At 61.6% G+C, this 17,552-nt stretch carries 18 protein-coding genes and 1 pseudogene; 13 read left to right on the top strand and 6 right to left on the bottom strand.

Annotated features, from left to right (window positions below; translation table 11 throughout):
* The first annotated feature begins 2 nt into the window (after window positions 1-2).
* The 7 genes from KJQ96_RS25710 to KJQ96_RS25680 all read left to right on the top strand — a co-directional run bounded on the left by KJQ96_RS25710 (window position 3) and on the right by KJQ96_RS25680 (window position 5,610).
* A complete protein-coding gene (locus KJQ96_RS25710; RefSeq protein WP_249734502.1) occupies window positions 3-1,400 on the top strand; it encodes a multicopper oxidase family protein in 1,398 nt (465 codons plus the stop codon).
* A gap of 52 nt (window positions 1,401-1,452) precedes the next feature.
* Complete coding sequence (locus KJQ96_RS25705; protein ID WP_213289199.1) at window positions 1,453-1,914, top strand: plastocyanin/azurin family copper-binding protein; 462 nt, start codon at window positions 1,453-1,455, stop codon at window positions 1,912-1,914.
* 28 nt (window positions 1,915-1,942) lie between these two features.
* Window positions 1,943-2,233 (top strand): copper-binding protein, encoded by a 291-nt coding sequence (locus KJQ96_RS25700; protein WP_213289198.1) that lies wholly within the window; start codon window positions 1,943-1,945, stop codon window positions 2,231-2,233.
* An 84-nt stretch (window positions 2,234-2,317) separates the two neighbouring features.
* On the top strand, window positions 2,318-2,770 hold the full coding sequence (locus tag KJQ96_RS25695) for a DUF305 domain-containing protein (protein WP_213289197.1): 453 nt from the start codon (window positions 2,318-2,320) through the stop codon (window positions 2,768-2,770).
* A gap of 134 nt (window positions 2,771-2,904) precedes the next feature.
* A complete protein-coding gene (locus tag KJQ96_RS25690) occupies window positions 2,905-3,390 on the top strand; it encodes a DUF411 domain-containing protein (RefSeq protein ID WP_213289196.1) in 486 nt (161 codons plus the stop codon).
* 233 nt (window positions 3,391-3,623) lie between these two features.
* Window positions 3,624-4,694, top strand: coding sequence for an AI-2E family transporter (locus KJQ96_RS25685; RefSeq protein ID WP_213289195.1), 1,071 nt, complete (start codon window positions 3,624-3,626; stop codon window positions 4,692-4,694).
* Window positions 4,695-5,034: 340 nt separating this feature from the next.
* Window positions 5,035-5,610, top strand: a complete 576-nt coding sequence (locus tag KJQ96_RS25680; RefSeq protein WP_213289194.1) for a 2'-5' RNA ligase family protein — start codon at window positions 5,035-5,037, stop codon at window positions 5,608-5,610.
* Window positions 5,611-5,726: 116 nt separating this feature from the next.
* Here the strand turns inward: KJQ96_RS25680 and KJQ96_RS25675 are convergent.
* Window positions 5,727-6,568: pseudogene (locus tag KJQ96_RS25675) on the bottom strand (GNAT family N-acetyltransferase).
* A gap of 262 nt (window positions 6,569-6,830) precedes the next feature.
* Here KJQ96_RS25675 and KJQ96_RS25670 point away from each other — a divergent pair.
* The 3 genes from KJQ96_RS25670 to KJQ96_RS25660 all read left to right on the top strand — a co-directional run bounded on the left by KJQ96_RS25670 (window position 6,831) and on the right by KJQ96_RS25660 (window position 8,570).
* Window positions 6,831-7,241 carry a hypothetical protein gene (locus tag KJQ96_RS25670; RefSeq protein WP_213289193.1) on the top strand — a complete coding sequence of 137 codons (411 nt, stop codon included), beginning with the start codon at window positions 6,831-6,833 and terminating at the stop codon, window positions 7,239-7,241.
* A gap of 754 nt (window positions 7,242-7,995) precedes the next feature.
* Window positions 7,996-8,184 (top strand): hypothetical protein, encoded by a 189-nt coding sequence (locus KJQ96_RS25665; protein WP_213289192.1) that lies wholly within the window; start codon window positions 7,996-7,998, stop codon window positions 8,182-8,184.
* Window positions 8,181-8,570 (top strand): hypothetical protein, encoded by a 390-nt coding sequence (locus KJQ96_RS25660; RefSeq protein WP_213289191.1) that lies wholly within the window; start codon window positions 8,181-8,183, stop codon window positions 8,568-8,570. The genes KJQ96_RS25665 and KJQ96_RS25660 overlap by 4 nt, the downstream gene beginning before the upstream one ends.
* A gap of 299 nt (window positions 8,571-8,869) precedes the next feature.
* Here KJQ96_RS25660 and KJQ96_RS25655 read toward each other — a convergent pair whose 3' ends face one another.
* The 5 genes from KJQ96_RS25655 to KJQ96_RS25635 form a co-directional block, all read right to left on the bottom strand.
* Complete coding sequence (locus tag KJQ96_RS25655) at window positions 8,870-9,475, bottom strand: hypothetical protein (protein WP_249734501.1); 606 nt, start codon at window positions 9,473-9,475, stop codon at window positions 8,870-8,872.
* A gap of 354 nt (window positions 9,476-9,829) precedes the next feature.
* Window positions 9,830-10,180: a DUF6665 family protein gene (locus KJQ96_RS25650; protein ID WP_213289189.1), complete on the bottom strand. Its 351-nt coding sequence runs from the start codon at window positions 10,178-10,180 to the stop codon at window positions 9,830-9,832.
* 202 nt (window positions 10,181-10,382) lie between these two features.
* Window positions 10,383-11,525 carry an OpgC domain-containing protein gene (locus KJQ96_RS25645; RefSeq protein WP_213289188.1) on the bottom strand — a complete coding sequence of 381 codons (1,143 nt, stop codon included), beginning with the start codon at window positions 11,523-11,525 and terminating at the stop codon, window positions 10,383-10,385.
* 256 nt (window positions 11,526-11,781) lie between these two features.
* Entirely contained in the window at window positions 11,782-12,285 is a 504-nt protein-coding gene (locus tag KJQ96_RS25640; protein ID WP_213289187.1) for a hypothetical protein, read from the bottom strand.
* A 294-nt stretch (window positions 12,286-12,579) separates the two neighbouring features.
* Window positions 12,580-13,572, bottom strand: a complete 993-nt coding sequence (locus KJQ96_RS25635; protein WP_213289186.1) for a LysR family transcriptional regulator — start codon at window positions 13,570-13,572, stop codon at window positions 12,580-12,582.
* Window positions 13,573-13,664: 92 nt separating this feature from the next.
* On the opposite strand from KJQ96_RS25635, the gene KJQ96_RS25630 reads away from it, so the two are divergent.
* The 3 genes from KJQ96_RS25630 to flhA all read left to right on the top strand — a co-directional run bounded on the left by KJQ96_RS25630 (window position 13,665) and on the right by flhA (window position 17,349).
* Complete coding sequence (locus KJQ96_RS25630; protein WP_249734499.1) at window positions 13,665-14,228, top strand: nuclear transport factor 2 family protein; 564 nt, start codon at window positions 13,665-13,667, stop codon at window positions 14,226-14,228.
* Between the two features lie 36 nt (window positions 14,229-14,264).
* Entirely contained in the window at window positions 14,265-14,918 is a 654-nt protein-coding gene (locus tag KJQ96_RS25625) for a glutathione S-transferase family protein (protein ID WP_213289185.1), read from the top strand.
* Window positions 14,919-15,213: 295 nt separating this feature from the next.
* Entirely contained in the window at window positions 15,214-17,349 is a 2,136-nt protein-coding gene (gene flhA / locus KJQ96_RS25620) for a flagellar biosynthesis protein FlhA (protein ID WP_213289184.1), read from the top strand.
* Window positions 17,350-17,552 lie beyond the last annotated feature (203 nt).

Raw genomic sequence — 17,552 nt, 5'->3', positions numbered from 1 at the left:
CGATGTTCTCACGCAGAGGATTTCTCGGTACCGCCGCGCTGGTCGGCGCCAGCGCCGTCACCGGCCGCGTGCAGGCGGCTGCCATCCCGGAAGCGCCGACGATGGATAAGGCGGTGATGCAGCCGCCGCTGCATCCGACCTCGGGTCCCGAGTACCGCCCAGTCGTCACGCTCAACGGCTGGACGCTGCCGTGGCGCATGAACGGCGACTGGAAGGAATTTCATCTGGTCGCTGAGCCCGTGGTGCGCGAATTCGCCGAAGGCATGAAGGCCAATCTGTGGGGCTATAACGGCCAGGCGCCGGGGCCGACCATCGAGGCGGTCGAGGGCGACAAAGTGCGCATCTTCGTCACCAACAAATTGCCCGAGCACACCACCGTACACTGGCACGGCATGATCCTGCCGTCCGGCATGGATGGCGTCGGCGGCCTCACCCAGCCGCACATCCCGCCGGGAAAAACCTTCGTCTACGAGTTTCAGCTCAGGCACTCCGGAACGTTCATGTACCACCCGCATTCCGACGAGATGGTGCAGATGGCGATGGGCATGATGGGCATGTTCGTCGTCCACCCGCGCGATCAATCGTTCCGCCCGGTCGACCGCGACTTCGTCTTCGTGATGTCGAGCTATCTGATCGATCCCGGCACCTATTTGCCGAAGGTCAACGAGATGACCGACTTCAACATGTGGGCATGGAATTCCCGCGTGTTCCCCGGCATCGATCCGCTGCCGGTACGGCTTGGCGACCGGGTCCGCGTGCGCATGGGCAATCTCACCATGACGAACCACCCGATCCACCTGCACGGCCACAAATTCGTGGTGTCGTGCACCGACGGCGGCTGGATTCCGGAGAGCGCGCAATATCCGGAAACCACCACTGACGTGCCGGTCGGCGCAATCAGGGCGTTCGACGTGCTGGCGGACAATCCCGGCGACTGGGCGTTCCACTGCCACAAGTCGCACCACACCATGAACGCGATGGGGCACGACATGCGCAACATGATCGGCGTGTCGCACAAGGACCTCGCCAAGGCCGTCGGCAAGCTCGCGCCCGACGCCATGGTGATGGGCTCGACCGGGATGGCGATGGGCAACATGGAGATGCCGGCACCCGACAACACGCTGCCGATGATGACCGGCACCGGCCAGTTCGGCCCGATCGAGATGGGCGGCATGTTCACGGTGATGAAGATCCGCGAGGGAATGGCGCGCGACGACTACTCCGATCCCGGTCCCTACAAATTCCCGGCAGGCACTGTGGCTTGGGAAGTCGATGCGCCCGCCGCCGCGCCGGCGCGGCAGCAGACGCCGGCAAGTTCTCCGCCGGCGAAGGGCAGCAACGTTTCTCCCCGCGCTGTCCCTGCGAAAGCAGGCACCCATGACCACCGGCATACGCGATGAAGGACGGCGTGCCCTCGTGAAGCGTTCAAACCAGCAACAAGACGAAGACAGGATGAAGAAGATGATGATCGCAGGCGCGGGGCTGGCTGCCCTCGTCACGCTGGCGTGGCCTGCGTACGGTCACGACAAGCACGCCCACGAAACCTATTCGGCCGGCGAGCCCGGCAACCCCAAGAAACCTTCGCGGACGATTCAAGTTGAAATGAGCGAGATGACATACACGCCCTCGCGCATCGAGGTGAAGCGCGGTGAGCAGATCCGTTTCGTGATCCGCAATGTCAGCAAGGAAGACCACGAGTTCCTGCTCGCCACCACGGAAGAAAATCTCAAGCACGCGGAGGACATGAAGAAGAACCCGCATATGGAGCACGACGATTCCAACGGCGTGCGGCTGAAGCGGAAGAAATCGGCCGAGATCATCTGGAAGTTCACCAAGCCGGGGACATTCGAATACTCCTGCCTGATCCCCGACCATCGCGACTACGGGATGGTCGGCAAAGTGACGGTGAAGTGAGCCGGCAAGAACCGAGAAGGAGAGAGCAATGAAAAAACTCAGTTACACAATTGCAGCCGCGATGCTCTTGTTTGCGACTGCCGCTACCGCGCAGGACGTTGCTAAAGGTGAAGTCAGGAAGATCGACGAGGGCGCCGGAAAGATCACATTGAAGCACGGGCCGATCAAGAGTCTGGGCATGGACGAAGGCATGACGATGGTCTTCCGCGTCAAGGATCCGGCGATGCTCAAAAAAGTGAAGGTCGGCGATAAGGTCGACTTCGAGGCCGAAAACGCCAGCACCGGCTACACCGTCACCAGGCTCGAGAAGGCCAAATAGGAGAACACCTACAGACGCCCTGGCACATCGGCTGCGGCGTCCGCGGTTCACATCCGGCTTCAGACGGAAGAAGGCGCAATCAGAATGCACAAGCAACATTACGGCCGCCTCGCAATCATGACGGGCCTCTCCTTCGTAGCGATGTTCATCCTGATGTACGCGATGGTCGACCGCTTCGCGAACGTGTACCCGAACCTCAACCAGTTCTACATGGCGGGGCTGATGGCCGCGCCGATGCTCATGATCGAATTGCTGGTGATGCGCAGCATGTACCCGGACAGCCGGATGAACCTGACATTCGGCGGCGTGGCCGTCGTCGCGCTGGTGCTCTTCTTCCTCGGCATCCGGGCGCAGACCGCAGTCGCCGACGTGCAGTTCATCAAGTCGATGATCCCGCACCATGCGGGCGCGATTCTGATGTGCGAACGTTCGGCGATTTCGGACGCAGAGCTCGGGAAACTCTGCAGCGAGATCATCAAGGGACAGCAGCAGGAGATCGACCAGATGAAGCAAATACTGGCCCGGCTCAATAAATAGTGCGCCTGGACCAGTCCGTAGGATGGGTGGAGCGAAGCGATACCCATCGTCTGCGCCCAGTTCAGAGTGATGGGTATCGCTACGCTCCACCCATCCTACGCTGACTGAAAATTCCAACCGAAAAGGTGAAGTCGATGAGCGAAACACTGCATTGCATCGCCCGGCGGTCCTTGCTCGGCGCGATTGCCGCCATGCTGGCAGGCCGGACGATCGCGTCCGCCGCTGCCGCTAATCCTGTCGTGGCCGTCTACAAGGATCCGAACTGCGGCTGTTGTTCGGGCTGGGCCGATCATCTGCGCGCGTCCGGCTTTCCGGTCGAGGTGCATGAGGCCGCCGATCTTGCGCCGGTCAAGCAGCAGCATGGTATTCCGCTTGAGCTCGCCGCTTGCCATACGGCCATCGTAAGCGGTTATGCCATCGAAGGACATGTGCCGGCGCTCGCGATCCAGCGGTTGCTGGCGGACCGTCCGAACGCCAAGGGCCTTGCCGTTCCCGGCATGCCGGTCGGGTCACCCGGAATGGAAGGCGGGGCGCCACAACCTTACACAGTCGTGTTGTTCGGGCCGGCCGGGCAAGCGCCTTACATGCGCTTCATCGGAACGCAGAGGATTGACACTTAGTCCGCAGGATGCGGTAAAGCGAAACGCCACCCGTCGTCTACCCTCCATTTAAGAAGGGTGACGGTATCGCGGAGTTTATCATCGGGCCGGCCGAAGGCCGGACCCGTCCGCTCCGCCAATCCTACGCTGACGCGGTACGGGTCCGGAAAAATGCTGTACAAGGCGATGGAGAACGCGCACTGGTTCGTTGCTGAACATTGGCGCGGCCGAGAAGGCAAGGAAACGAGACGCCCGTGCGACGGATTGATGATCAGACTTTTCTTCTCTTGCTGTTTGCCGTTACGCTGGCATTCGCCTGGATTTTGCAGCCATTCTACGGCGCCGTTCTGTGGGCGATCATCGTAGCCGTCATCTTTGCGCCAGTGAATCGGGCGCTGCTGCGATCGATGCCCGGCAGGCCGAACCTCGCTGCCCTGGTAACCGTCCTGCTCATCATCGCGATCGTACTCATACCGCTGGCGATGGTTGCGGCCTCCCTGGTGCAGGAAGCCACGAGCCTTTTTGAGAAGATCAGGTCCGGAGAATATGATTTCGCCGGCTACATCCAGCGTGTCTTCGATGCGCTGCCGGCCTGGGCGACCGGTTGGCTGGAGCGGTTCAACCTGACAAATCTTTCAGGGCTTCGCGAAACATTGTCATCCAACCTGATGAAGGGCGGTCAGGTCCTGGCTCCCCAGGCGCTTACCATCGGGATGAACACTTTCGAGTTCGTGATCAGCCTCGCCATCATGTTGTACCTGCTGTTTTTCCTGACGCGCGATGGCAGGGCAGTGGCAGACCTGATCAAGCAGGCTGTTCCACTCCACGGCGATCAGAAAATAGCGCTCTTCACCAGGTTCGCCGACGTCGTTCGCGCCACCGTCAAGGGTGGGATCGTGGTGGCCATTGTCCAGGGCGCGCTCGGCGGTTTGGCGTTCTGGTTCCTCGGAGTTCACGCGCCGATTTTGTGGGCCGTGCTGATGGCGTTCCTGTCGCTGCTGCCGGCGATCGGCGCCGCGTTGGTCTGGCTCCCCGTCGCGATCTACTTTCTCGCAACCGGCGCTGTTTGGCAGGGCATCGGGCTGATCGCCTATGGCGTGCTGATCATTGGCCTGGTGGACAATGTGCTGCGTCCATTCCTTGTCGGCAAGGATACCAAGCTGCCGGATTACGTTGTGCTGATTTCGACGCTGGGCGGCATCGAAGTCTTCGGCCTCAACGGCTTCGTCATCGGCCCGCTGATCGCCGCGATCTTCATGGTGAGCTGGGAGATTTTTTCGACCTCCAGGCGCGCGTCGCGGGACGAACGGCTGGGCGACGGGTAGCTCTCGGCACGGCTTGTTCGTAGGATGGGTGGAACGACTTGTGCGACCGTAGCTCGCCAGAGCGAAGGCGAAAGCGATACCCATCACGTCTCCGCAAAATGGAATGATAGGTTTCGCGGAGTTTCCCATCGGAGCGGCCGAAGGCGCGGACCCGTGGCTCTACCGATCCTACGAACCAGGCCCTAGCTACCCCAGCGGGACGGAGAGTGCTCTTGAATCCCAGCAACTCGCTTGACGGGCTACGGTTCAAATCGCTGTGGCTGATGGGCACGGCAGCCCTGAGCCTCTCCATGATTCGGCGCCGGCACACATCCTGCCAGCATCAGGCCCGGATGCGGCTGTGCACTTGTCCCTGGTCGCCCGGCTTCCTCAACAACCCAATTCCGGAAGCGGCAAAGTCCTGGCTGAACTCGAGCGGCTCCATCCTTCGCACCACTACTACCCCTCCGACACCGCCCATGTGACGATCCGAAATTTCGACGACATCAAGGACGTCGACCGGGACGAACTGCTCGCGCGACTCCGGCATCGCATCGGATCGCTTCGTCCCTTCAGCCTAACGGGACACGGCTTGGGCGTTTCGCCCAATTCCGTCTTCTTGCAGTTGTTTCGCGAAGACGATTCCCTGTGGGGGCTCAGACAACAGCTTACGCGCTCGACCCAGGATCTTTCTTACACGCGAAAAAGAACAGCCGGCCCGGGCGCATTTCGCGATCTTCTGTTTCGCAGACTTGCCTTTGCGAACCTGATCCGCTTTTCGGGCCCGTTATCTCCTTCCTTCATTCGCGCGATCGCACGCCATCGCGCGACCAGCTTCGGCCGCTTTACGGTGGAGACGCTCGAACTCGTGCAAACGGATAGGCTATTCTCCGCCGCCGGCACCACGGTGATCGACCGGATGCCGTTGAGCCGGTAGTGCCGAGGCCCGCACGAACGCGTAGGATGGGTGGAGCGCAGCGATACCCCATCAATCGCATGCCATCACAGGCGCGATGGGTATCGCTTCGCTCCACCCATCCTACATTTCGTCCCCTACCCCAGCTCAAACGTTGTTACGCCGAACACCCGCTCCAGCCGCAGTGGCGGGATCGCGCCGGTATCATGCGCGCGGTCTCGAATACCGGCGCGAGCCCAAAACCTTCCGCCAGTGCGATCGCGTCGCGGTTGATGCTGGGCACGTCCAGAAAAATCTCGCCGCCGCCCACCTTGGCGAGCAAGGCGGACAATACCGCTTCAGCCGTGGCGCGCTGGTCGGCCACCAGCGGCCCGATCTTAAAGCACTTCCGGCACGAACGGATCACACCCCAGCCCGCAAGCCGTCCATCGCGCATGACCGCGCACCCGACATGCCCGGGCGAGCCGACCCAGGCCCGCAGGAACGCCGGCCGTCGCGCCGGAAACACCGTCGCGTCGTCTGCTTCCACATCAGCCAGCGGGACTTCGCTCAGGTCAATCACCCCAGCCTGCGGCGCACTCGGTGCTGTGACCTTACCGCCATAGCGGACGTTGGCGTAAGCGAGCTCGAATCCGGACTTCCTGTAATTGTCCTGCTGCGCCGTCACGCCATCGAGTCCGACCACGCGCGCGCCGGCGTGCGCAACGGCCGCATTCCATATCCGCAAGCCGTAACCCTTGCCGCGCAAATCCGGTCGCACGATGTAGAAGCCGAGAAAGGAAAAGCGCGCGCTGTAATTGACGCAGGAGACAGTCGCGGCAGGCGCGCCATCGATCTCGCCGATGAAAAAGCCCTTTGGATCGACAGACGCAAAGCAGGCGTCGTCGGCAAGGCCCGGATTCCAGCCTTCAGCCGCGGCCCAGTCGATTGCAATCGATATCTCGTCGGGCCGCATCGTGCGGGTGGTGAAGTCGTTCATAAAAGCAATCCTCGAGCCGTCATTGCGAGGAGCCAACTGATCGCAATGACGCTGCAATGCTGGCATTCACATTCAACTGCCAGACTGTGTGATTGCGATCGCATCACGCAGTGTTCCTCAACTCACGATGCCGACACGCGAATGTGTGCGCAGTCCTGAAATGGCACACTTCTTCGCGCAAAATATCATTGCGCACCTCGATTTGTTTAGCGAAAATTAACCACGCTGGCTGGCGCGGCTTGAGTAGTTGGAGGCTTCACACATGTACCGATCATCGCTCACGCTGGCTTTCGTCGTCCTGTGTTCCGGGGCCGCCGCGGCCAGCGATCTGTCGTCATCCGTCTACGTCGCGCCAGGCGGAATCTACGCGCCCTCCGCAAACATCAATGTGCGCCCGCGACCGGCTTATCGGCCGTACGCGGAACCCGGTTACCGATATCGCTCTTACGGTGAACCCGCCTACCGCGCACCGGCAGCGGTCTATGGCGAGTACGGAACGCCCTACCCCGCGCAGCCCGTCTACGTCGAACGTGCGCCAGTCTATCGCGAACGCTACTACGCGCAGGAATACGACTATGCGGGCGAATACGCGCCGCGGCCGCCGCTGCCCGTGCCCTATCGTGCGCGGGCGCGATGCGACGACGGTTATGGCGGGTGGAGCTATTGCGATTGAGCCGAACGCTCGCGCGGGTTCGTAGTGCGGTGATGGCCTCAGCTCCGTCCGGAGTTGAGGTCCTTGCTTTTCAACGCATGTGGATAAATGCCGGCGAAGTGCTTCCGGTAACTTCCGGCCAGTCATCAGACATGCGCCAAGCTGCCACTCCGACGCACACGGTGAGCATCAGGGAGATCACGAGCAGAGCATAAAGGAAAACTGGCTCAACTTCCTTGCCCCGCAAACAGACTCAAATTTTTGAGGAAACCAGCACGGACTGCCGAGTCGGACAACGCAGTTAGGCTGACCTAAGTCGAGTTTTCCCCAGGCGGGATTTTTTGCGGGATCTCGCGCTGCGCGCACGTTTACCCAGTTGTTGCCTCGTCCATATGCATATCCGCTATCGCTTCGACGTGACGCCTTCGAGCCCGAATTTGCAGGCATGCGCGGACATGGTGCGGCCATCGACTTCAAAACTTGCAGACATAGTCCCGGCATCTGAGTTCAGAACAAGACAGTCACTCGCGGCCGGAGACAGGCCGATCTTTCTACCTCGCCGCAAGATGGCGGCTTGAAGGATCGCAACCACAACAATCACGGCCACAATCCGTCTGCGCCCAGTAGACCAAGTTTCGTACACAGGTTTGGCAGGGCTCCTGCCAAACCTTGAAATAAAAATTGATGGAACTTTGGAAAAAAGCGGGGAAAAAACCCAAATGGGGTCTTGATTTGCCTTCTTTCTTTACCCGGGGGCGCTCTGTGAGTAACGCGTATGACAGATCAACAATTGGCTATTCAGGCGATTGGCGAGGCGCAACTCATACTGGAAGAATACCTGCAACCTCGGCCGCAGAACAATGAGCGTATTCTCGACAAGCTCGTAGAAGTTCTCGAACGCCCCGATGTGATGGTTGCTGTGACGCGCTTGCAGCAACGTAGCTGCTTCGAGCCACGCAAATGACCAAGCAGCTTTCATCAATAACTCTGACGGCTTTTGTTGCTGCGCTGTTATTGTTGGGAATGCCAAGTGTGGAAGCGAAACAGCAATGCAGCGCCGCTATGCCGTCAAATCCGAACGGAAAATGGTGGTCGTATCGTCTCATCGACGGACGGAAATGCTGGTACGAAGGCAAGCCTGGGCTTTCGAAGGCGTTGTTGGAATGGCCCAAGGACGTGGCCGCGCAACCGTCGCGCAAGGATATTGTGAACGCAGTCTCGGAGAAGCGCGGCAATCTACTCGACACGCAAGCGTGGGCACCGGAGGAAGCCGTGCAAGCGCGGGCGCCGAATGATGTCCCTGACACTTTTGATGAGTTATGGAGCGGAAGGATCTGGCTTTTAGATTAGAAAATTGACGGTTCGCTTGGGTTCTTGGCCTCGGCTTTTGTGCTCACTGGACGTGTTCTTGGAACCGGTGTGCGCTTTATCTTACGTGAATCGCCCTTACAGGAGGGTGCGGTGAGTAACGTACGAGATGCGAGCGACGCCGGGCGGTATCATCCGCCTCATCATCCAACTTGCAATCATTGCGGCGGCATCGCGCGGCCCGTGGTGATCCTCGACAGTCGCCAGGGCAAGAGCTTCCGCCTCCTCCGCTGCCTTAGCTGCGAGAAAACGGATTGGGCTGAAGAGCAGTAACCCCCGCATTAATCGCGCAACAGCACGGCCTCCCGAAGGGTCCGGTTCGAGGCTAAGACGGACGCGAGCCCCAGCGCCATCAGCAGCGCGCCAAGCCAGGTTGCCATCCAGCCCCAGCCGTCGTCAGCCGCCTCGGCGATCGGAGAGGCGACCGGCGCGGCCGGAGGCACCGAGACCGCAACCGCCTCGCTTGGCGCCGGTGCGGCTGCCAGAAGTGTCTCCGCGTCGAGCCGGCGCGGCGTGGGGTGGTCAGGCATGGGCTGATCGGTCACGCGGCTGGCGACAGTTGCCGGCGGCACGAAGGCTGCGGCCCCCGTAGTAGCCGGGACGGAAGCGGCCTCGACCACCTTGAGCTCGGGCGCGGGTTGGGTCGGCTGAGACGTTTCCGCCGGTGCGGCGCGCAGCAGCTCCGCACGCGCATCCATGACCGCCTTCTGCTTCGCCCGCGCGGCCTCATTCTCCTCGACAGCGGCGGCACGAGGCTTCGCGGCGCGACGACGAACCTGCTTCACCGTCGCGGTCCCCTCGGCAGCCTGGAACCAGCATTTGCGCCCCCCCTCTGAACGATAGACCCAGCGCTGACCTTCCGCCGTCGACGTACCGGGTCGTGGCAAGCACTCCCGTTCCTTTTCCGCGGGAGCAGGCTCAGGGGGCTTCGGGGGAGAGACATTGAACAAGTCTGCAAGCGGATTCGAAGATGCAGGCGAAGTCGGGAGACTTGCGAGAAGGACAAAAGCGGCGATGCAAGTTCGCAAATGGCCGGACATGAGAACCCCAGTGTTGCGCCCTCCCCGCACCGACCTTTGGCCGCGACCTAGGTCACAATAGGGCTCAAATCCGGCAAGGCGATGGATTCATTCTGGCCTGGGAAACGAGACCGGGGGCGAGTGCCGGTCAGCCGCGCGAAAGGCGTCCAAGGTGACTTCCTACTCGTCTCGAATCTCGATGGGTCGTCGAAACCCAGGAAGTCACGTTGCTAACAGCATCGATGTGGCAGGGACAGCCCCCATGCACTGCTGCACCTCGTTCGGCACGTTGTAGGCGCGCATGACAGGGCGGCTGTCGCGCAGGCCACACGCCTCTTGTTGCACCACGAACATCCAGAGCGCGTGGCCTGCCTCCGTCACGAGGATGCGCCGTGCCTGCTGGGCTGACGCCGGCGCGCCCGAGCGTGGATGGGTGGAATCGAACTCCCGCAGCCTGGCGAGGGCCGCTTCCAGCGCGCGCCCCATCCGTCCGAGCGCAACGGCCTGGTCCTGGGCGATCTCATAGTTGAGAACGTCGACGGGAGTGCGATCAAGGCGAAAATCGCGGGACATGGGTAATGTATAGCGCCACATGGATCGCATGCGCAACGATGCGCGTTGCTGCAGCGTCCGTCCGCGTTGTCATCGGGCGGTTGTGGTTGCGAGCGAACAAACTTGTTTCCGTCGGAGGCATGGCGCTAGCCGGCAGCGATCTCCGCAATGACGGCATTCTTCATCTTTCATGGACACTCTCGCTGATCGCAGTGTCCAAATATTATGATCGCAGCCCGGGTTTGATGCTGATCGAGTTCAGCAGCGTTGCGGTCGCGATCATCGCTGCGATGCCAGCGAAACTCAACGCTATCTGCATCGCAAGTCCGTCTGAAATCTGCAGCAACGCCACGTGGCTGGCAAACGTCAAGATAACGCCGAGGCAATAGATCGGCAGCGAGTTCTGGCCACAGCGGATCGCGCCGCGCATTACCGGCGTCGTCAGCCCTCGCCAATTGCGAGGCACGAGCCACGCCACCAAAACCGCTATGGCCAAAAAATGCAGCAGTCGCAATGGATCGAGATTCGATTTGTCCAATGGATAAAGCAGGTTCGCCAGCGCCTGCGGGATCAGTGCTTCCAGCGGTTTGATGCGCCAGCTCAATACGATGACCAGGCTGAAGAGCAGATACAGGATGGCAAGTACAAGCGTCGTGCGTGACGTCACCCACGGCTGGGGCCTCTTGTCCTCGATCATCCACCACGCGCCAAGCACGAACAGCAACTGCCAGGCCAGCGGATTGAAGGCCCAGTGGCCGTTCGGCCAGGCCGGGACGGTCCAGCCAAAGACATGCACCGACACATAAAGCGCCAGCGAGGCGCCAAGCGTCGCATTCGGCGCTCGCAGCAGCAGCCACAGCAGCGGCGCGAACAGGAGGTGAAGAAGCACGAAGACCGACAACACGTCGGTATTGACCGGACGGTATTGCAGGACCGCCGCGCGCACGAGCGTTGCGCCTGGATGATCCAACAAGATACGCGTATTGCTCTCGTCAGCAACACGGCCACCGCCTGCGAGGTGAACCAAGATCGCGCAGGCGAGCGTCAGCAGCAGAAATGCGACATAAATGTCCCAGCTTCGCCGCAGCGTTCGGCTGATCACCCCGGTCCAGCCCTCGCAGCGCCATGCTTTGCCGTAAGCCAGCGCGCAGGTTACGCCCGACACGAACATGAACACTTCGGCGGCATCGCTGAAGCCGTAGTTCCGTAGCGTCAGCCAAGTTCCGATGTTGTTGGGAACATGGTCAAGAAAGATGAACCACAGCGCGACGCCTCGGCAGGCATCTATTCGCAGATCGCGGCCTTGGCCTCTCAGCTCCGGCAGTTCGCCGACCACGAACTTGGGGGTGGTAATTCGGTCGTGCATCTGGATCGTCCCGAAGCCAGCAAAATGGACCTGCCGCTGGGGCTCCGGCTGTGAGCTCGTTCACCTTCAAAGACTTATTTTTTAAGGCGAATCTGCGCGCGAACGTTGAGCCTTGCCGGCTTTGCACGTGACCATTTGGGGTGCTGTCGGACCCGAAGCGGATAGCGGCCGCACCGGGTGGAATTGGCCCTGAGCTCTCACTCCCCAAGTTCTGGAGACCACATCAGGTCACAGTCGCCGAAACCGTTCCACTGAATCAGATTTCGCAGTCGACTGAATTCAAGGCCTTGCGCAAGCCACCAAACGCGCTCAGCCGACAAGACTCGGCGTCGCTGGCGACCTTTCGCCGCTCGGAAATGGTCGTTCGCTCGATAGCGGTCGTCTTTGGCTTCGGCTTAGGACGGGCGGCGGTGGCGACCTTCTTTAGACGGGCGGCGGTGGTACCCTTCTTTGATTTGGGATCGTGTCGATGGCGGCCGATCACCCTCGGGGGCTCCGAAGGACCGACACTGATGTCTTCCGCCGGAGAAACGCGTTCGTCGACCGGCGCGGGCTGCGTTGGTGTCTCGCTGCTCGCGGCGGCAATTTCAAGTCGATCAGCCTTCGCCAAGGCAACATGTGAATCGGAAACGCCTACGGTTGTCTCGGCAACGGGCTGGACGACCACTACTGCATTACGCGCAGGAGTTCTGAGTTCCATTGCCGCGAGCACGCCAACACCCAATGGGATGAGGAGGCCCAACAACATCATTCTCAGCATGATGCTCCTCCACTTTGTTTAGTGGCGGTGAAAACTCTCCGGTCTAATGCGGCAACTTGGCGGCGGCTCGCGTAACAATCCGCCCCACGTGCAGTCTGTTTGCCGACAGGGTTAACGCCGGCCTAGATGTTGCTGACGCGCGAACGTGAATGGAGGAACAGGACCGCTTCCGCCTTTCGTGAGGCCGGGTCTCTGAGCGTCAATCACAATGGGATTGTTGGCGATGTCCGCGCGCTTTCAACCAGTTCGGGTTACGGCGAAACGGGTGTCACCGCAGAATTCGCAGCTTCTACGTCAACACGGCTTGCGACGCTTCCGTTCTTGCCTTGAGCGCGAACCGGTGCTCGTGCTTATGGAGCTCGCCAACGTCTCGAACAGCCAAGCGATGCGGGCATCGGCCATCGCGGCCTGCGATGCGACGAGACGTATAGGATCGGGCGTCCAGGGCAGCGGCACCGGGCGCACCACCAGGTTGAACCGCGCGGCATGGTACTCGACCAGCTTCCGCGGCAGTGTCGCAACCAGATCGCTTTCGGCGAGCTGAACCAGCGCCATCATGAAATTCGGCACGGTCAGCGCCACGCGCCGCGAATGTCCCCGCTCGGCGAGCTTGGCATCGACGACTCCCTGCGCATCGCCGATGGCCGAAACCAGCATGTGCCGTGCCTTCAGGTATGCTGCCAGTTTTGATGCGCGCGCCAGCGGATGACCTTTTCGCATGGCGACGACGAAGTCTTCCTCGAACAGCAACCGCTCGGCGAAACGGGGCGGCAACGGGCCGATCGGGAGTATTGCAAGATCGAGCCGGTGGGAGTCGAGCTCCGTGAGTGTGGTTTGCCAGACTTGGCTCGTCGGCTTGCCGTGATGTTGCGGCATGAGGTGCAGCAACCGGATGTCGACACCCGGCGCCTCGCGGGCCAAGCGGGAAACGAGAGGGCCGAGGAAGATTGCCGCCAATGCATCAGGCGCACCGATCGTAAAGCATCGCCGCGTGCTTCCGGGGTCGAACGGCCCGACCATCGATATGATTCCATCGACACGCGCGAGAGTCTCAGTAACTGGACCGGCAAGTGCGAGGGCACGGTCCGTCGGCTTCACGCCACCCGGCGTCTTGAGGAACAGCGGATCATGCAGGAGACGCCGCAGCCGGCGCAGCCCATGGCTGACGGCCGAGGGCGTGAGATTGAGTTTTTCCGCCGCGCGCGCGACATGCCCCTCCTCGAGCACGGTGCTGAACAACACCAGGAGGCTGAGATCGATGCGAAGGAGCTGAGCCGGCTTCAGCATGGTGCTGAGACTTTATCACTGGCTTCACGATGTCCAAAGGGTCATCTAGCGCCTCTTCATCACACGGGTTCGTTCAACACTGGAGCGCTTACATGTCGAAGAAATCCCCGGTAACGCTTGGTGCGAGCTCGCCTCCAGCGTTATCCCGGCGTCATGCCATCCCGGCGATGGCGGGTCTGCCGCTCGTAGTAGCCCAGCCGGCCGCGGCTGAGGATGTGGTCGCCAAGCTGATCAAGCATTCCGAGGTGTCGAACGCGGCACTGATGCGGGGAGACGCAGAGACTTACCGAGCGATGATCGCCGTCACCGATGATTTCACATTGATGTCTCCGTTCGGCGGACCACCGTCGCACGGCTCGCAGTATACGTCCGAGACGTGGGACAGGATGGGACGATTCTTCAAGAACGGCACCCACAAACAGGAGGTCGTCCAATCCTATGGCTCGGCCGACATGGTGGTTCTCGCGCTGATCGAACGGGACCATGTCGAGGTCGGGGGACTGCCCGCCCAGGAATGGGCGCTGCGCGTCACGCTCGTCTATCGGCGGGACGGGGCCGAGTGGCACCTGGTGCATCGCCACGCCGACCCGCTCGCCCATGGCATCAGCCTGCAGCAATCGGCGGCGCTCGCGCGCGGCCCCGGCGTGAAGGAATGATTTCAATCGGCGGGCGCGATCTGGAAGTACCAAACCATGAGCCACGTGAAACTCTATACGAACCAGCTCTGTCCCTATGCGCACCGCGTCCGCCTCACGCTCGCCGAGAAGGAAATTGACGCCGAGCTGATCGAGATCGATCTCAAGAACAAGCCTTCTGATTTCGTGCACATCTCGCCGGACGGCAGGGTCCCCCTGTTGCTGCACGGGGGTACGAAAATCTGGGGCTCGGCGATCATCAACGAGTATATCGATGAGGTCATGCCCGATCCGCCATTGATGCCGGCCGTGCCGGCGGATCGCGCGCTCGCGCGCAATTGGATCAAGCTCGTGGATGAACAGCTCTATTCAACTACGCACAGATTCATCTTTACGCGCGAAGCGGAGGCCAGGCGTGAGCTGGTCGCGCAGTTGCGTGAGCATGTTCAGTTCATCGAGAACGTCATGGCAAGACGCCCTCGCAGCGGACCCTATCTGTTCGGCGATCGGTTCACCCTCGCGGACATTGCGTTGTACCCATGGTTCGAGCAGTCGGGCGTCCTCGAACAACTCAGCGAGTTTCGCCTGCCCCCCGACTGCTGCGGGCTCTCCGAGTGGCGCCAGGCCGTGGGAGAGCGCAAGGCCGTTCGGCAACACGCGCGAACCACTGATTGGTATGCAGTCCGCTATCGCACCTATCTCGCCGCGTGAACGGAGGCACAGATTGTGTGCCCACGCGCGTGCTTCAACCAGCTCGGCATTCAAGGCGGTTTTCGGAAGAGTCGCGCCAGAGCTGAATAACCAGCCCAATCCGCCCCCCGTTAACCCTTTGCTAACCATACACCGGGCAAAAATTGCCGGGTGAAGTCGAGTGTCGTCGGCCGCGTAAAACGGGAGGAACCCCGTGGACGCCAGTGCGGTGCCTCACTTTCGGAACGGCGGCCCTTCGGCCGCCGCCAAGACGTCTGGCGCCCGATGGCGGCAGACGCGGGGGGAAGCGGCTACCATGGTCGATGTCACGGCGGGTCAAGGCGGCGCAGGCACAGGCGGCAAGTTTCCGTCCTTGAGCGAAATCGGCGATATCCTGAAGCGCGGCGATCTGGCGCTGGCGCTCGGCGTCCTCGTCATCCTGGTGGTGCTGATCCTGCCGCTGCCGGCGATCGTGCTCGACCTGTTCCTGGCGATCTCGATCACGGTGTCGATCCTGATCCTGATGACGTCGCTGTTCATCCAGGCGCCGCTGGAATTCTCGTCATTTCCGACCGTGCTTCTGATCTCGACCATGCTGCGGCTGTCGCTGAACATGGCTTCCACCCGGCTGATCCTATCGCACGGCCATGAGGGCACGGCAGCCGCCGGCCACGTCATCGAAGCGTTCGGCAATTTCGTGATGGGCGGTAATTTCGTGATCGGAATTATCGTGTTCGCGATCCTCGTGATCGTGAACTTCGTCGTCATCACCAAAGGTTCGGGGCGCATCGCCGAAGTCGCCGCCCGCTTCCAACTGGATTCGATGCCGGGCAAGCAGATGGCGATCGACGCCGATCTGTCGGCCGGCCTGATCGACGAGCAGACCGCCAAGGCTCGCCGCAAGGCGCTGGAAGACGAAAGCGGCTTCTTCGGCGCCATGGACGGCGCCTCGAAATTCGTCCGCGGCGACGCTATTGCGGGCCTCTTGATCGTGTTCATCAACGTGATCGGCGGCATCATCATCGGCGTCGCCCAGCAGGGCATGAGCTTTGGCGACGCCGCCCGCACCTACACCATTTTGACGGTCGGCGACGGCTTGGTGACGCAGGTGCCGGCGCTGATCGTCTCCACCGCCGCGGGCCTCTTGGTGTCGAAGGCCGGCATCACCGGTGCGGCCGACAAGGCACTGATGAAGCAGCTCTCGGGTTACCCGCAGGCGCTCGGCATGTCGGCCGGCGTGATGCTGGTGCTGGCGCTGTTGCCGGGCATCCCGATGCTGCCGTTCCTGGCGCTCGGCGGCGGCGCGGCGGCGCTGGCCTGGAAAGCGCGAAACCACAACAACGTCACCAAGGCTGCCGAAGCAGCCGCAGCCGCTGCGCCCGATCTAGCCGCGGCTGCCGCCAACGCCGCGGCCGAAGAGCCGATCGCCACCGCGCTCAAGATCGACGACCTCAAGATCGAACTCGGCTACGCGCTGCTGCCGCTGGTCAACGGCCCTGACGGCACCGACCGCCTGACCGAGCAGATCAAGGCGTTGCGCCGCTCGCTTGCCATTGAAATGGGCTTTGTGATGCCCGCCGTGCGCATCCTCGACAACGTCCAGCTCGAGGCCAACACCTACGTCATCAAGATCAAGGAAGTGGACGCCGGCACCGGCAAGATCTGGCCGAACCAGTTCATGGTGATGGATCCCGCCGGCAACCAGGTCGGCGTGCCCGGCATCCACACCGTCGAGCCGACGTTTGGCCTGCCGGCAACCTGGGTCGACGCCGCGCTGAAGGAAGAGGCTTCGCTGAAGGGCTACACGGTGGTCGACGCCGCGACCGTGCTGTCGACGCACCTCACCGAGCTGCTCAAGAACAACATGAGCGACCTGCTGTCCTATGGCGAGGTGCAGAAGCTTCTGAAGGACCTGCCGAAGGAACAGGGCGAACTGGTCAAGGACATCGTGCCGAGCCAGGTCACGGTCTCGGGCATCCAGCGCGTGCTGCAGCTCCTGCTGGCCGAGCGGATCTCGATCCGCGACCTCTCGACCATCCTCGAAGGCATCGCCGACGCGCTCGCCTTCTCGCGCAATCCCGCCACGATGGTCGAGCACGTCCGCGCCCGCCTCGCCCGCCAGATCTGCGCACAGAATACCACATACAACGGTTATCTGCCTCTAATCGCACTGTCGGCGCGCTGGGAGCAGGCGTTTGCGGAATCGATTGTGGGCCAAGGCGAAGAGCGCAGCCTCGCCATGCAGCCCTCAAAACTGTCGGAGTTCATGACCAGCGTTCGCAACGCCTTCGAACAGGCGGCGCGCGAGGGCGAGGCGCCGGTGCTGGTGACGTCGGCGGCGATCCGACCGTTCGTGCGCTCGCTGGTCGAGCGGTTCCGTTCGCAAACCACCGTATTGTCACAGGCGGAAATTCACCCGCGCGCGCGGCTGAAGACGGTCGGCAGCGTCTAGTTTGGCGGCGCGCAGCGCAAATCACCGGCGAAAATGGCGAAGCCTTTTCGCCACAGGCAAATGGTTTTGTCGAAAATGGCCGATACGGCGCCATTCGGCCTTGGGCAGCGGTGATCTCCGCATAAGCTGTTACAGAGACTGACTATTTATTCATTTCCGACGATCTCCGCGGACGTTCCAATCGCGGCCGTTCAAGTCTTTTC

Origin of the sequence: Bradyrhizobium sp. sGM-13 (assembly GCF_018398875.1) — a bacterium.
Lineage (GTDB): Bacteria > Pseudomonadota > Alphaproteobacteria > Rhizobiales > Xanthobacteraceae > Bradyrhizobium.
The sequence above is the reverse complement of the archived record's forward strand: the minus strand, read 5'-3'. Positions and strand labels throughout refer to the sequence as shown.

Coding starts and splice junctions, on each gene's coding strand:
- KJQ96_RS25710 (WP_249734502.1), top strand. CDS start 3: ATGTTCTCACGCAGAGGATTTCTCGGTACCGCCGCGCTGGTCGGCGCC.
- KJQ96_RS25705 (WP_213289199.1), top strand. CDS start 1,453: ATGAAGAAGATGATGATCGCAGGCGCGGGGCTGGCTGCCCTCGTCACG.
- KJQ96_RS25700 (WP_213289198.1), top strand. CDS start 1,943: ATGAAAAAACTCAGTTACACAATTGCAGCCGCGATGCTCTTGTTTGCG.
- KJQ96_RS25695 (WP_213289197.1), top strand. CDS start 2,318: ATGCACAAGCAACATTACGGCCGCCTCGCAATCATGACGGGCCTCTCC.
- KJQ96_RS25690 (WP_213289196.1), top strand. CDS start 2,905: ATGAGCGAAACACTGCATTGCATCGCCCGGCGGTCCTTGCTCGGCGCG.
- KJQ96_RS25670 (WP_213289193.1), top strand. CDS start 6,831: ATGTACCGATCATCGCTCACGCTGGCTTTCGTCGTCCTGTGTTCCGGG.
- KJQ96_RS25665 (WP_213289192.1), top strand. CDS start 7,996: ATGACAGATCAACAATTGGCTATTCAGGCGATTGGCGAGGCGCAACTC.
- KJQ96_RS25660 (WP_213289191.1), top strand. CDS start 8,181: ATGACCAAGCAGCTTTCATCAATAACTCTGACGGCTTTTGTTGCTGCG.
- KJQ96_RS25650 (WP_213289189.1), bottom strand. CDS start 10,180: ATGTCCCGCGATTTTCGCCTTGATCGCACTCCCGTCGACGTTCTCAAC.
- KJQ96_RS25645 (WP_213289188.1), bottom strand. CDS start 11,525: ATGCACGACCGAATTACCACCCCCAAGTTCGTGGTCGGCGAACTGCCG.
- KJQ96_RS25640 (WP_213289187.1), bottom strand. CDS start 12,285: ATGCTGAGAATGATGTTGTTGGGCCTCCTCATCCCATTGGGTGTTGGC.
- KJQ96_RS25635 (WP_213289186.1), bottom strand. CDS start 13,572: ATGCTGAAGCCGGCTCAGCTCCTTCGCATCGATCTCAGCCTCCTGGTG.
- KJQ96_RS25630 (WP_249734499.1), top strand. CDS start 13,665: ATGTCGAAGAAATCCCCGGTAACGCTTGGTGCGAGCTCGCCTCCAGCG.
- KJQ96_RS25625 (WP_213289185.1), top strand. CDS start 14,265: ATGAGCCACGTGAAACTCTATACGAACCAGCTCTGTCCCTATGCGCAC.
- flhA (WP_213289184.1), top strand. CDS start 15,214: ATGGTCGATGTCACGGCGGGTCAAGGCGGCGCAGGCACAGGCGGCAAG.